Consider the following 13,457-nt stretch of genomic DNA (forward strand, 5'->3'; position numbering starts at 1 on the left):
TTTCAAAAGGAGATGAAAATGCAAAAACCAGATTTTCTCGTCCACGATTCGACCGACTCCGTCGGCGTGATTGTGGTTGAGGGCTTAGAAGCTGGCCAAACGCTTGTGGGATGGGTGATGGACACGGATTCAACCATCGAAGTCCTAGCTCTGGATGCGATCCCACTCGGCCATAAAGTTGCGCTCAATGACATCAAGAATGGCGATACCATTCTGAAGTACGACAACGATATCGGCAAAGCAGTCGCGGACATCGCTAAAGGCGGACATGTTCACGTTCAAAACGTTAAAACTAAGAGGTGGTAAGCCATGAGCAACTATAAATTTATGGGCTATCGCCGCGAAAATGGCCGTGTCGGTGTACGTAACCATGTCATTATCCTGCCATTGGACGATTTGTCGAACGCGGCATGTGAAGCTGTGGCAAATAACATCAAAGGCACGCTGGCAATTCCTCACCCTTATGGACGTTTGCAGTTCGGTGAAGATTTGGAGCTCCACTTCCGCACCTTGATTGGAACAGGCTGCAACCCAAATGTCGCGGCAGTGGTTGTTATCGGTATTGAGCCTGAGTGGACAGCGCGTGTTGTTGAAGGTATCGCCGAATCAGGCAAGCCAGTTCAAGGTTTCGCTATCGAGCAAAACGGTGACATCAACACCATTGCTTCTGCGTCTCGCGTAGCAAAAGAGTACGTCCAAGCAGCAAGCGAACTCACACGTGAAGAATGTGATGTTAGCGAACTATGGATTTCAATGAAATGTGGCGAATCAGACACTACATCAGGGCTAGCGGCAAATCCAACAGTCGGTAACCTTTGTGACAAGCTCTCTGCGCAAGGTGCGACCCTGTGTTTCGGTGAAACATCTGAATTAACTGGTGCAGAGCAAATTTGTGCGACACGTGCGGTTTCGCCAGAAATTGGTGAGAAGTTCCTCAAAACGTGGCAGGCATATATGGATGAAGTTATCGAGCCACACAAAACATCCGATCTGTCTGACAGCCAACCAACCAAAGGAAACATCTTGGGTGGCTTAACCACCATCGAAGAGAAGGCATTTGGTAACTACCAGAAAATTGGTAAAACCACGCAGTTTGTTGACGTACTGACACCTGCTGAAAGACCAGCAGCAGGCCCAGGTCTTTACTTTATGGACACGTCATCAGCCGCGGCAGAGTGTGTGACGTTGCAAGCCGCCGCGGGTTTTGCCGTTCACCTGTTCCCAACCGGACAAGGTAACGTTATCGGCAACCCAATTGTGCCAGTTATCAAGATCACTGCGAACCCGCGCACCGTGCGTACCATGGGAGAGCACATTGATGTCGACGTTTCTGGCATTCTCGCTCGCGAACTGAACATGGACTCTGCGGGTGATGCCCTGATCGACATGACGCTTCGTACCGCAAACGGCCGTTACACGGCAGCGGAGTCATTGGGTCACCGCGAATTCGTGCTAACCAAGCTATACCGAAGCGCATAAGCGCAAACCAAAGGTGCTGAGAAATCAGCACCTTTCCTTTTCTATTGTTGGGTGCCTTATTTGTAGAAGGACAATTCAGATTTTCTGGAGGTCGTTATGCCTGTAACTATTGATCCATCTGAAGCAACGTCCTTAGCCGTCATGGCATTAGAAAAAGTAGGCGTCACACCGAACAACGCAAAATCCGTCGCTAACGCGCTTATTCAAGCAGAAGTTGACGGCCAACCGGGTCATGGACTGTCTCGACTCAGTGCATATATCGACCAAGTGAAGGTTGGCAAAGTTATTGGTGACGCAAAACCTAAAGTGACCACGCCTAAGCCCGCAATTTGCCACATCAATGCCGAGTTGGGATTTGCCTTTCCTGCAATGGATAAGCTCGTGACCTTACTTCCTGCGATGGCAAAGGCACAAGGCATTGCTTTGGGCGCGGTATATCGATCACACCATTTTGGACAAGCAGGCTTTCATGCTGAACGCATCGCCAAACAAGGCTGCATCGCGCTCGTTTTTTCAAACAGCCCCAGTGCCATCGCACCTTGGGGAGGTCATCGCCCTCTTTTCGGTACCAACCTGTCGCATTTGCATGCCCACGAGACGACGCGCCACCGCTTGTGATTGATATGAGCTTAAGCAAGGTAGCTCGCGGCAAAGTATTGCTTGCACGTAAAAATGGCGAATCCATCCCTGACGATTGGGCAATTGATGAACACGGCGAACCCACAACTAACCCCAATGAAGCCGTCAAAGGTTCAATGCTTCCAATCGGTGACGCAAAAGGAGCCGCGCTTGCCCTCATGGTCGAGATTCTCTCTGCGACGCTTTCCAGCGCGTATATGGGTTCGAAGCCTCTTCTTTTTTTGATACCGAAGGCGAACCTCCCGCCATTGGCCATGCGGTCATCGCCATTGACCCCACAGCAACAGCGGCACATTTTTCCGAACGTATTGAGCTTATTTTACATGCAATGACCGAACAAGACGGTGTGCGTCTGCCCGGTGAGAAACGCTTAATGCGACGAGAACAAGTGCTTTCTGATGGCCTTGAATTGATGGATTCGCTCTATGAAGAGCTGATCGACTTAGCAAACAGTTAAAACGAATTACGCATAATAAACAGGATGTTTCATGCCCTCTTTCCTAAAACGTCATGTCCCAAGTTGGCAGGATGTACAACAGAATACTAAGAGTCTTGCGCCCGGCCTTCTGCTTTCCGTCACCGTCGCGGCGGCTGCTACCTTTTTGGCGTCGCACTACGGCGCGCCTCAAATGCTTTTCGCCCTGCTGCTTGGCATCGCATTTCACTTCCTTTCCTCTGACGCCAAATGTCAGCCCGGCATTGAATTTGCCGCGAAGAAGGTACTTCGATTTGGTGTGGCACTATTAGGTCTTCGCATCACGGTCGAAGAAATGATGTCACTCGGCTGGGAGCTGTTAGTGTGGGTCGCTGGCGGCGTCGCCCTGACTATCATGATTGGTATTGTGATAGCGAAAATACTGGGCCGTCGAACTCAGTTCGGTATTCTCACAGGTGGATCAGTTGCTATTTGTGGTGCCTCTGCTGCTTTGGCCATTTCTGCCATTCTACCGAAGCACCAATACAGTGAACGCAACACGCTCTTCACCGTTATTGCCGTCACAGCATTCAGTACGATTGCCATGGTCGTTTACCCTATCATCGTCAACCTCCTTGGCTTTGATGATCGTCTTGCAGGTATTTTCTTGGGCGGCACGATTCACGACGTAGCGCAGGTCGTTGGTGCGGGTTATTCCATTTCACCGCAAGCCGGTGAATACGCGACAATCACCAAGCTTCTCCGTGTTGCCTTGTTAGTGCCTGTCATCCTTGTTTTATCGCTCTATTTTCGTAGTCATCCAGACAAAGACTGCGAAAAGGCTGACATTCCCCTCCTCCCCTTTTTCGTGATAGGCTTTTGCCTCTGTGTCGCCATCAATAGTGCCCACATATTACCAGCAGGCGTAACAAGCACATTGTCGAGCCTTTCGTCTTGGTGTTTAGTGTCTGCTGTTGCGGCTCTCGGCATCAAAACATCCGTTAAAAAGCTGTTTACCATCGGGTATGAGCCCATTTTAATGGTCGTTGTCGAGACCGTCGCTATCGCTGCTTGGGTGCTATTGGGTATTTATCTTTTGAGTTAGACCCAGCTCTCTGCGCGCGTTCTTTCAATCCGCAGTAAACGCATAGGATTGTCGGCTGGGTAAACGGACATACATCGGACGTGTGAATGACCCCAAAACAGCCTTTTGCCATCGGGATTGATCTAGGTACAACAAACAGTGCTATCGCTGTTTGGAAAGAGGGTAAAGCAGAGTTGATCCCAAACGCATTGGGGCACTTTTTAACTCCCTCCGTCGTCAGTGTCGATGAAAAGAATCAGGTACTAGTGGGTGATGCTGCACATCCACGCCTTGTTACTCGCCCGCAAGAAACCGCGTCAGCGTTTAAACGCTACATGGGTACAGAAAAAGTCTACCAGCTGGGCAAGCACCGTTTCACGCCAACCGAACTGTGCGCGCTCATCCTAACGTCTCTTAAAGCCGACGCCGAAGCCTATCTTGGTGAACCCGTTCGTGAGGTAGTGATTTCTGTTCCTGCTTACTTTAGCGATCAACAAAGAAAGCAGGTTCACCATGCTGCTGAACTCGCTAACTTGATCGCAGTACGTTTGATTAATGAACCGACCGCGGCGTGTCTTGCATACAGCCTTCACGAGTCGCACGAAAGACGCTTTCTGGTGTTTGATTTGGGTGGCGGCACGTTTGACGTAACCGTTGTTGAACATGACGAAGGGTTTGTCGATGTGCGCGCTTCGGCAGGTGACAACCGTTTAGGTGGCGAAGATTTTACCCAGCATCTGGCTAATTTTGTTATTGATAAGGTCAGCGTTGAAGGCTCTGAGCTGACGCTTGCCGAAAAAGCGAAGATCCTTAGTGCATGTGAAAAAGCTAAACGCGATAACGACGTCGATTTTCGCATTTCTTTGCCTAAGCCATTCTCTCGCGATATTAGCCTGACGCAACATGAACTCGATGAAGTTTGGAAAAGCACCCTTCTGCGTTTGTCTCAACCGTTAAAACAAGCGTTGAGCGACGCGCGTATTTCTCCACAGGAGATTGATGAACTCATTTTTGTGGGTGGCGCAACGCGTTTACGCCAAGTTCAACAACTCGCCACACGTTTAATTGGTCGCTTTGGCCAGTCGTCACTCGACCCCGACTTGGTGGTTGCGATGGGTGCAGCAACACAAGCCGCTTGCCGCTTGCGCGACGCCGCCGTTGAAGAAATTGTGCTCACCGATGTTTGTCCATTCAGCTTAGGAGTTGCCTCGAACCGCAATGGACAGGTAGATGTGTTCAGCCCCATCATTGAGCGAAATACCGTCATCCCAACGTCACGGGTTGAACGCTACTACACCACCACAGATGACCAAAACAAGGTGAGAATTGCGGTCTATCAAGGTGAGCGTTTTTGGGTTCGCGAAAACATCAAAATTAGTGAATTTGAAATTGATGTGCCCGAGAGCAAAGCCGGCGACGAAGCGATTGATGTCAGATTCAGTTATGACATCAACGGCCTTTTAGAGGTAGACGTCACCGTTGTATCAACGCAAGCCTCGACCCAAAAAGTCATCGACCGAACGCCTATAGGAATGAGTGACGAAGACAAAACGGCAAGTCGAGAGCGCTTGGCTGCGCTAAAAGTGCATCCAAGGGACAAATTACCCAATATCGCACTCTCGGAGAAGCTAAACCGTTTGTATGAAGAGAAACTCGCTGATGAGCGTTATTTAGTAGAGCAACTCATTATCCAGTTTACGCAAGCACTGGACAGCCAAGACGAGCGAGTGATCCGTGAGGCTAGAGACGATGTTAATCGGCAGTTGAAATCTCTCGGTTACAAGTAAAAGCAAGACGACATTCCTTTGTGGAAATACGGCAAAATAATCCCGTTACAGAATCCCATAAAGCTGGGATAATGCTGCCCCTAAAGCAAGTCAGGATTCGTTCAAACGACCTGGCTCACGCAATACTCAACAGGATTTATCTATGCGCGCCTTTGTACTTCGAGCACGTTCAGCTCCGACAAACAGCCAACAGTTGTTAGCGTCGGTGGGTCAAGAAGCCCACACTGAAATTTTGGCTCACACCCTTATGAACTCAATCTTCGTTGCACAATCTCACCGTGACGATGTCATTGTTTATCTGGTTCTGGAAAGCACGCAAGACTACTCCCGTACCATTTGCTTCAAGCCAAATGAAATCAGCGATTTTAATGGTTTTCATGAGCAAGCATTGCTAAACAAAGTCGCGAAAGCATTGGATGCATCGGTGGGAATGGCGAAAGAGCAAACTCGTCAAGTTGAGCCGGGTATCACTGTTCAAACGCTTAGCTTTGAGCGCTTGTTGCAAGAGCTAGTAGAAGATTATCAAGTTTACATGATGGACAAGAAAGGCACGCCGATCCGTGAAGAGGAGTTTTCTGGTGATGTGTGTTTCTTACTGACTGACCACATTCCTATGCCGAAGAAAACGTTCAACAGCATGAAGCGAATGGGTGTGAAGAAAATCAGTTTGGGGCCGAAGATGCTGTTCGCCTCTCAATGCGTCGTTATCATCCAAAACGAGCTGGACATTCAACTGTCTTGACAAGAAAAAGCCCAAACCGTCGTTTGGGCTTTTTTGTCTCTATGCAGAAACCTGAGACTTCCTCCCAAGCTCCTCCACCTTCGCAATCAAAGATTCGGGATTGGCATAAGCGTAATAATTGATCACCACGCTATCCGTCGCTGACTTTATGACGACTGAGAATTCACTCGGTTTCATCTCGGTCACGTCTTGCCAGTGGATTAACGCACTGCCTTTCGCTACATAACTATCTGTCACTTTTGTTCGGTAAGAATCGTACACCCAAAATACAGTGACAAAGAGCGCAACGGCAGCCATGACGGCATACATCACTGTTAAAAGCACACCATGCTCTTCACCAGAAAGAATCAATCTGATGTTCAATACACAAAACGAAATTCCCAACACCAAGATGATCAACGCCAACGGCTTGTTCAACTCCGCGTAGTTTTGTGATTCTGTGGGGCTTTTACCCATTGCATTACCTATGCTTGATTTACTTTTTGAACCCAAGCACCTTGCGCATATTTATCTTTCTCGTCGCCACCACCGCTCTGTTCCATCCTCCTTTTGCATATAGAGGAGGCAGTGATGAAGCCAGATAGAGATGGGAAAAGACGTTAACCAACGCAATGAACGGTGCTTTAAAAATTAAAGCAGCAAAGTAGGTAAATAGCGAATAGCCTATATACTTATTTTTGTTTGATTTTTCGATGATCGGACGCGAGATTTGCCAAATCAGTAAACCTTGGATGACAGTCATAAACACCGACGACCGAAACACCTGTTCAAACGTGGCATCTGGGAATGACAAAACAGACCAAGGAAAAATGAAAATCCATACGAGAAACATCGCGATTGACAAAAATACCAGCCTTTTCTTGCTGTAAGTTGCCGCTTTTCCGCCCTTCACTTCAATATCCTGCTCAAGCCTATTCTGGTACACGTTTTCCAGTTGGGTAACTGCCACATCGGTAACATCCCGTTGCAACGCTGTTTGTTTCTCTCGTCGATTCGCTAGCTCCTTTAACGGCGACAAGTCGTAACCTTCTTCACTTAATCCTAAGTGTAATTGAGTTAGCAGAAGCAACATGGGGTAATGAAAGGGTTTCGCCTCATCAACAGGGTCATTTTCCTGAATGAGTTTTGGCTCGGTAAACCACTCACGGTTTGTCGTCAGCATCGCATGAATGAACTCTGGCTTTGAGTACTCATAGCTTTCTTGCTCCAGCCCTTTTTCTTCTCTCACTCTGAGCAAACTCTGCTGTTGCCAATCCACGACAGCTTGTAAGTGTGGAAATCTGAGTGATTCGGCTGCAACGATATTCCAAAGGACAATTGCTTCATCGAAGTGTTCTTCTTTAATCAATCGAGACAGAGCCATTACTGCCATCAAATCGCCTGATTTTGCTTTTTCCATCAAGACTTCATGGTTAAATAGACTCTCAGCCAGAGTGACTTGCCTATCCACAATGAGTCTAAATACAAACTGTTCGGGGTAACGATTAAGCAAAGTGACGGCGTCTGGCAGATACTGCCCTTCCTCTTCGGAAAAGAGTAACAAAAGCCCCAGTTGTTGAGTGGTTTGGGTATCAGGAAGCTCAGTGAGCGTCCCTCTTATCGTCTGCTTTTCTGCGCCTCCGGTAGCGAGATGAGAGTAAAACCACAACGCCCAATTAAATACCCCATCAAACACTTCATCTGCCCAACAGCTACTTAGCTTGAAGTCGCGATTGACTGCGCGATAGAAACACAGTGCATCGGCATAGTGCGGGAAAAATGAATCGTCTCTGATTTCCTCAAATACGATGATTTGCGCATCTTCCAACTGGCGAAACCACGTATCAGGGATCAAAGGATGTCGGCGAATGCACTCCATCCAATCCAACTTGGACATCGATGAGATTTCTTCGTAGTTCAGCGGCTCGGCCTTGAAAATCGCGTCACTTTCATAGGCTGAAAGTTTCAATTGAAGCGAGTCCACACCTTTTTCATTTTCAAGTGCTTGCATCACCCATTGCTCCACCAGCACAAGCAATGTCTGGGTAAGCCCTGTTTCCGATGCTTTCGCAGTTCTAATCTCTTTCAGGATATGTTTCAGCCACACCCAGCTTCCTGAATGACCAGCCCACAATGCGCTACCAACAAGTTGCCAAATGCCATCAAGGCCGACCAAATCGAGGCGGTGATTGATGTGCGAACGATTTTGGTTGAGCAGTTGCCCATAAAGCCACTGGAGCAGTCTCTGCTTAGCAGGATCTTCTGATGCCTGAGGAAGCCTGCGCTCGGTTCGCCAATAGACGGGAGGTAACGGCGTCCACATTTGACATAAAAACGCCGCGCTAATGGAAATCAAACCTCCCTGCTCGATGCTTCGTCTTAAAAGAATATCTGCCACCTCGGGATAGCTTTCTGCTCAAGTAATTTCTCTGACACCACATCAATAAGCTCCTCCCGCTGGCACAATAAAGCGGCATCAGCGACAAGGCTCCACTGTTCCGTTGTCAATGACGAAGCCATATTCCCGCAGAACCTTTCCACCAGCTCAATCAGCACTGCACGCGACCTATTGCGGCTGGCAATGAGGCTTTTTAAGAGTACAAGCTCTGTTTCCTTACGTGGAATGTATGCTGCAACGATGTGTTGGCTAAACAGGTATTCAATGGCTTCAGGTTGCCCGATACTCAAAGCAATCTCTTGCGGACGCAAAAAACCGAGAATCGCGCGTTGCTCAGCTTGGCTGAGTGCTTGCAGTTCCTCCAAAGACAGGATGAATGGCTGCGTTCTCCAGTCATCGAGAAATTCCCCCACTTCTTGAAGCTCGTCCGTCCCTCGATGAAAAGACTCCCACCCCAAGCTTTCCCAAAGCGTCTGAATAACTGCTGGCGGCAACCAACGGTTTCCCATCACCGCTCTGAGCGCGTGTTTTGAAATGTCCTCTTGTTGGTCAATCGGAAGCAGCATGATTGACTCTGCCCATTGCCGCCACACATCTACCGTCATGCGCTTTTCGGCATCGGCGAGTATTTCATCAAACTGAATAACTTCTGCACTCTGTGTTTGTGATTCCGATGCTGCCGGAACGGCGTCATTTTTTACTTCATCTGGCACGTCAGCAGATGATAAATATCTAAGCGCATCCTCATAAGCTTGGCGAGCACGCTGAAAGCCGTCAGGGTCGTCTTCTGGGTGGTGAATACGAATCAGTTTGCGATAGGCTTTTTTGATAACACTTTCGTCTTTCGTTTCTTCAATGCCGAGCACGTCCCACATTGTCATTTGTCGTCTCCCGGCTCGTCATTCAGTATCGCTTGCAATGATTCAGGTGCTTTCAGTTCTGGTAACGGCGTGAACCAATCCACCCAATGGACAGGACACGCCTCATCGGCTTCTATGTCTTTAAAAAATCGGCTGAAGCTAACGTGAAATCCATCGCTTAACAGGTAAGGCGTATTGATGGCGTCATTATCTTCGTCGTTGATGTAGTCCCAGTAGTTTCGCCCAAAGATAAAGCTGTGTAGATATTCAGACCATCCTGAGAATCGCTGGCGAATTTGAAGGCTGAGGTAATTGAGCAAGAACGCGCATTCCTCTTGGGTCACCTTGCCTAAGCAAAGACCGGCTCTGGCAAGAAATGCCGCGCGGCTATAATCCCAAGCGAGAAAGCCAGACCTCCCTGCATGACGAAAGGCAGCGTCTAAATACCGCATTTCTGATTTTGCGACGTCACTTTGAACGGTTTGAATGCGAGCGTCCCACTCTTTCGCGTCATGCAAGCACGACGACAAAACTCGTTTCGCCAGATATCGCCATGCACCTCTCCCATCGCCAATCGGTGGATCATCTCATGCCACTCACGGCGAGTTTCAATTCCCCACCACTCGACAAAGCTTTTCTCCCAATCCGCCACATCTTCAACATCTCGCTTGAGTTCGGGGAGTAAATACTCGAAGTCGCGGCGGTTATAACTGACTTGAGGGGACGCGACCGCCAGCCACCACTGGCAATGAGGCAAATCAGGGTCGATTGCGTAAAGAGAGGAAGTGGTCATCCGTATACCTAGCGAAACTGTCTAAACGAAGCAATTTATTCTACGTGTGCAAATTTAAAAGATACATGAAGGCAGGGATCTCACCTTGAAAACTTGGCGGTTGATCAGGCAACCTCAGACGGTGAATCTCAATTGATTTCAGTTCCCGTAATTTCAAGGTTTCAAATTGTGTTAAGCCATCAAATATTCACCAATATTCTTGTCCCTTGACTTATGCAGAGCTGAAATTCCTTCCTACAATCAAATAACTGATACATTCATTTCAATGACGGGACAAAAACGTGTTGGCTAACTGGAAACGTGATTTCGAGAACTTTGCACTGGTAAAAAAAGTCACCATCATTTTGTGTTTGATTGGATTGATACCTACCCTACTTACCGCCCTTATTGGCCTTTACTACGCCTCAAGCTCGCTGGAAGAAGAGAAAAGTGAAGCACTAAAAGCGATTGCGCACCTTAAAGGTGATGCGATAGAAACCTATTTTAAAAATACCAATGTGCTCGTGAAGAACATTGCCAGCAACCCAACGGTTGTGGATGCAACAGCCCGATTATTGAAAGGGTTTAGTGAGTACCACAGCTAAAAGCTGAGCCTTCGCAAAACACGTCTCTCGTTGATTATTACACCAATGAATTCGGTGAATCGTTCAAAACAACAACGGGCGATGACATTAATGCGCTGCCGTTGCTTGAGGGTAACTCTGCGACTTCCAAAGCTCTCCAATACGCTTACATTACAAACAACGAGCACCCTACTGGGCAAAAAGGCGAGTTGTTTCAAGCGGGTAATACGGAATACGACTTTGCGCATGGCCGTTATCACAAAGATCTCAAGCAATACGCCGATGACTTTGGTTTTTATGACATTTTCCTTTTAGATATCAACACTGGGGACGTTTTCTACACCGTTCACAAAGAAATCGACTTTGCGACCAACCTGATAGACGGCCCTCACGCCGATTCCGGGCTAGCCCGTGCCTACGAGAAAGTGAAAGCCTCCATCAATGAAGGCAATGCCAATGCTCCCGTGTTTGTGGATTACAACCAATACCTGCCTTCTCTCAATGCACCAGCAAGCTTCATTGCCACCCCTATCTTCTCAAAAGGAACGCCAATCGCGGTATTTGTCGTCCAAATACCGCTTAGCCAAGTCACGGCGGTGATGGAAAAAGATTACGGCTTAGGCACAACCGGTGAATCGTTTGTAGTTGGATCAGACAAACGCCTGCGCTCTGATACTTTTCATGATGACAGCCTCACGGTCTACTCCTCTTTCAAGCATGACAAGATGATTGATACCGAAGCAGTTAACTATGCGCTGACCAGCGACGAGATCGAGCCAGCATTCGCCCTTCATGGTGACAACTACCAACAACACGATGCGTTCTCTGTCTTCCACAAAGTCTTTATCGGCAAGGACACCCAATGGATTGTGTTGGTCGAACAAGAAACAGGGGAAGCGTTAGCCGCGATTTACTCTCTGGAGTTTATCTACCTGTTAGTGGCTATTGTGCTCATCACATCGATTTTGTTTATCGCCAAACGATTTGGTCAGCTCATTTCGATGCCGATTGAGGACCTTTCCAATTTCATTTTGGAACTCAAGCAAAACTGGAAATTCTCTTCTCGTGCGAAGATCCATAGCCTGGATGAAACTGGACAGGCAGCAGAAGCCTTAAACAGTATGCTTGCCTCCTTGGATTCTGCCGTCAGTGACATTTCCAGCACGATGAAAAAACTCTCAGAAGGCGATTTCTCTCAGCGTATCACCACCAACTTGACGGGCGATCTAGCGTCTTTGAAGAAACGCATCAATGAGTCAGCAGAAGAAATCGACGTGGCAGTTCGCAACATTGGCGATGTCATGGCTCGCATCGAGCAAGGTGACTTTAAACAGCAAATCACCACTGAAGCCAAAGGCCAACTTGCCCTGCTTAAAAATCAGGTCAACAGCTCTGCGAAATCGACAGCGGCTTTCTTGGCAGACGCACAGCATGTTATGGCGGCGATGGAGCAAGGCGATTACAACAAGCGCGTGACAGCACCTGCTGCGGGTGAGCTTGCATCGCTGAAAGAATCCATTAACTCTTCCATGGCAAACTCCGAAGCGGTGGTGAATAACATCTGTGATGTCATGGCCGAAATGAGCAAAGGACACTTCGACAGAAGCGTGAATGTTCACGCCAAAGGTAAGCTTGACGAGATGAAACAGGCAGTGAACAACGCTTCATCGTCTACCAATTCGGTTATTGCCAGCATTGTCAAAGTGATGGAGCAAGTATCAGATGGCAACTTTGCCGCACGCTGTGATGCTTCCAGCGCCAATGGCGATTTATTGAAACTGGCTGAATCCGTCAACTTGTCTGCCGCCAATTTGGAACAAACGCTTTCACACACCCGACAAGTCTTGGGTCAATTGTCACAGGGGAATCTGACCGACAGCTTCACACTTGATGTGAAGGGTGACTACATACTGTTGAAGCAGGACATTAACAATACTATCAACCGTCTTGCCGAGATGCTTGAAGAAATCCAATCTTCAGCTCAGACGGTAAATGTGAAATCAGATGAAACCTTTGCTGAGGTCAGTGAGCTGAACCAGCAGTTCGACATTCAGGTTAAAGAGCTAAAAGATGTTTCTCTTCTTATGAAGGCAATGCGCAGCAACATTGACGAGACTCTCGACCACGCCAATGTGTCAGTTTCAGTGTCACAAAAAGCCCTTGAACATGCCCATGAAAACGAAGCACTGGTGAAACAGATCGAAGCTGCGATGCGCTCGATTACAGACTCTAGCCGCAAGATGCAGCAAATCATCAGCACTATCGAAGGCATTGCATTCCAGACGAACTTGCTTGCACTTAACGCGAGTGTTGAAGCGGCGAGAGCGGGCGATCAAGGTAAAGGGTTCTCGGTTGTTGCTGGCGAGGTTCGAGATTTGGCGCAGCGCAGTGCCGATGCAGCCAAAGAGATTTATGCACTGATTAAAGAGTCAGATGAGCGCGTTACCCGAGGGGCTGAGCAGGTGAACTTGTCGGGTGATTTATTGAAGAAAATCACCGCCTCTAGCAACGAGGTTTGCGCCAACTTTGAACTCGTTAACGTGTCTATCAAAGCGCAGTTTGATCGTGTGAAAGAAGCCTCTGAGGGTGTTGAAAGCGTTGGCGGAAACATTCAACAGTCCGCCAATATCCTCAACCGAATTCAAGACAACATGAACGGGGTCAGTGACCAAGCGGACAACCTTAACACCATGATTGGCCGCTTCAGTTACTAACTAT

General features: G+C 48.1%; 13 protein-coding genes and 1 pseudogene. 9 read left to right on the plus strand and 5 right to left on the minus strand.

The window, feature by feature from the left end; genetic code table 11:
- Positions 1–18: 18 nt before the first annotated feature.
- The 7 genes and pseudogenes from ATN88_RS04045 to trmY all read left to right on the plus strand — a co-directional run bounded on the left by ATN88_RS04045 (position 19) and on the right by trmY (position 6,146).
- Positions 19–306 carry a UxaA family hydrolase gene (locus ATN88_RS04045; RefSeq protein ID WP_067411753.1) on the plus strand — a complete coding sequence of 96 codons (288 nt, stop codon included), beginning with the start codon at positions 19–21 and terminating at the stop codon, positions 304–306.
- A 3-nt stretch (positions 307–309) separates the two neighbouring features.
- A complete protein-coding gene (locus tag ATN88_RS04050) occupies positions 310–1,479 on the plus strand; it encodes a UxaA family hydrolase (protein WP_067411755.1) in 1,170 nt (389 codons plus the stop codon).
- 141 nt (positions 1,480–1,620) lie between these two features.
- A pseudogene (locus ATN88_RS04055) lies at positions 1,621–2,450 on the plus strand (Ldh family oxidoreductase).
- The gene (locus ATN88_RS28115) at positions 2,447–2,575 is read left to right on the plus strand and encodes a hypothetical protein (RefSeq protein WP_269748091.1); all 129 of its coding nucleotides are present in this window, start codon (positions 2,447–2,449) and stop codon (positions 2,573–2,575) included. Before ATN88_RS04055 ends, ATN88_RS28115 begins: the two are co-directional and overlap by 4 nt.
- 31 nt (positions 2,576–2,606) lie before the next feature.
- On the plus strand, positions 2,607–3,638 hold the full coding sequence (locus ATN88_RS04060; protein ID WP_067411757.1) for a YeiH family protein: 1,032 nt from the start codon (positions 2,607–2,609) through the stop codon (positions 3,636–3,638).
- A gap of 86 nt (positions 3,639–3,724) precedes the next feature.
- A complete protein-coding gene (locus ATN88_RS04065) occupies positions 3,725–5,404 on the plus strand; it encodes an Hsp70 family protein (RefSeq protein WP_067411760.1) in 1,680 nt (559 codons plus the stop codon).
- A 142-nt stretch (positions 5,405–5,546) separates the two neighbouring features.
- Positions 5,547–6,146: a tRNA (pseudouridine(54)-N(1))-methyltransferase TrmY gene (trmY, locus tag ATN88_RS04070; protein ID WP_067411764.1), complete on the plus strand. Its 600-nt coding sequence runs from the start codon at positions 5,547–5,549 to the stop codon at positions 6,144–6,146.
- Positions 6,147–6,185: 39 nt separating this feature from the next.
- On the opposite strand, the gene ATN88_RS04075 is transcribed toward trmY, so the two are convergent.
- Genes ATN88_RS04075 through ATN88_RS04095 form a run of 5 tightly spaced genes read right to left on the minus strand, consistent with a single transcriptional unit; the run spans position 6,186 to position 10,176 of the window.
- Complete coding sequence (locus tag ATN88_RS04075) at positions 6,186–6,602, minus strand: hypothetical protein (RefSeq protein ID WP_067411768.1); 417 nt, start codon at positions 6,600–6,602, stop codon at positions 6,186–6,188.
- Between the two features lie 19 nt (positions 6,603–6,621).
- Positions 6,622–8,523 (minus strand): hypothetical protein, encoded by a 1,902-nt coding sequence (locus ATN88_RS04080; RefSeq protein WP_157490648.1) that lies wholly within the window; start codon positions 8,521–8,523, stop codon positions 6,622–6,624.
- Positions 8,505–9,404, minus strand: a complete 900-nt coding sequence (locus ATN88_RS04085) for a DnaJ domain-containing protein (RefSeq protein WP_067411775.1) — start codon at positions 9,402–9,404, stop codon at positions 8,505–8,507. The genes ATN88_RS04080 and ATN88_RS04085 overlap by 19 nt, the downstream gene beginning before the upstream one ends.
- On the minus strand, positions 9,401–9,835 hold the full coding sequence (locus ATN88_RS04090) for a DUF1266 domain-containing protein (RefSeq protein ID WP_067411778.1): 435 nt from the start codon (positions 9,833–9,835) through the stop codon (positions 9,401–9,403). Before ATN88_RS04090 ends, ATN88_RS04085 begins: the two co-directional genes overlap by 4 nt.
- A complete protein-coding gene (locus ATN88_RS04095) occupies positions 9,823–10,176 on the minus strand; it encodes a hypothetical protein (RefSeq protein ID WP_067411781.1) in 354 nt (117 codons plus the stop codon). The genes ATN88_RS04090 and ATN88_RS04095 overlap by 13 nt, the downstream gene beginning before the upstream one ends.
- A 281-nt stretch (positions 10,177–10,457) precedes the next feature.
- Here ATN88_RS04095 and ATN88_RS26720 point away from each other — a divergent pair, with 281 nt between their 5' ends.
- Positions 10,458–10,760, plus strand: a complete 303-nt coding sequence (locus tag ATN88_RS26720; protein ID WP_232312740.1) for a hypothetical protein — start codon at positions 10,458–10,460, stop codon at positions 10,758–10,760.
- A 101-nt stretch (positions 10,761–10,861) separates the two neighbouring features.
- On the plus strand, positions 10,862–13,453 hold the full coding sequence (locus tag ATN88_RS04100; protein ID WP_232312742.1) for a methyl-accepting chemotaxis protein: 2,592 nt from the start codon (positions 10,862–10,864) through the stop codon (positions 13,451–13,453).
- The last annotated feature ends 4 nt before the right edge of the window (positions 13,454–13,457 follow it).

The sequence above is a fragment of the Enterovibrio coralii genome, assembly GCF_001559595.1.
GTDB classification, from domain to species: Bacteria; Pseudomonadota; Gammaproteobacteria; order Enterobacterales; family Vibrionaceae; genus Enterovibrio; species Enterovibrio coralii.

What these genes read in the sequence shown, in the direction of transcription:
- ATN88_RS04045 (WP_067411753.1), top strand. Translation starts at nt 19, where the DNA reads ATGCAAAAACCAGATTTTCTCGTCCACGATTCGACCGACTCCGTCGGC.
- ATN88_RS04050 (WP_067411755.1), top strand. Translation starts at nt 310, where the DNA reads ATGAGCAACTATAAATTTATGGGCTATCGCCGCGAAAATGGCCGTGTC.
- ATN88_RS28115 (WP_269748091.1), top strand. Translation starts at nt 2,447, where the DNA reads ATGACCGAACAAGACGGTGTGCGTCTGCCCGGTGAGAAACGCTTAATG.
- ATN88_RS04060 (WP_067411757.1), top strand. Translation starts at nt 2,607, where the DNA reads ATGCCCTCTTTCCTAAAACGTCATGTCCCAAGTTGGCAGGATGTACAA.
- ATN88_RS04065 (WP_067411760.1), top strand. Translation starts at nt 3,725, where the DNA reads ATGACCCCAAAACAGCCTTTTGCCATCGGGATTGATCTAGGTACAACA.
- trmY (WP_067411764.1), top strand. Translation starts at nt 5,547, where the DNA reads ATGCGCGCCTTTGTACTTCGAGCACGTTCAGCTCCGACAAACAGCCAA.
- ATN88_RS04075 (WP_067411768.1), bottom strand. Translation starts at nt 6,602, where the DNA reads ATGGGTAAAAGCCCCACAGAATCACAAAACTACGCGGAGTTGAACAAG.
- ATN88_RS04085 (WP_067411775.1), bottom strand. Translation starts at nt 9,404, where the DNA reads ATGACAATGTGGGACGTGCTCGGCATTGAAGAAACGAAAGACGAAAGT.
- ATN88_RS04090 (WP_067411778.1), bottom strand. Translation starts at nt 9,835, where the DNA reads ATGCGGTATTTAGACGCTGCCTTTCGTCATGCAGGGAGGTCTGGCTTT.
- ATN88_RS04095 (WP_067411781.1), bottom strand. Translation starts at nt 10,176, where the DNA reads ATGACCACTTCCTCTCTTTACGCAATCGACCCTGATTTGCCTCATTGC.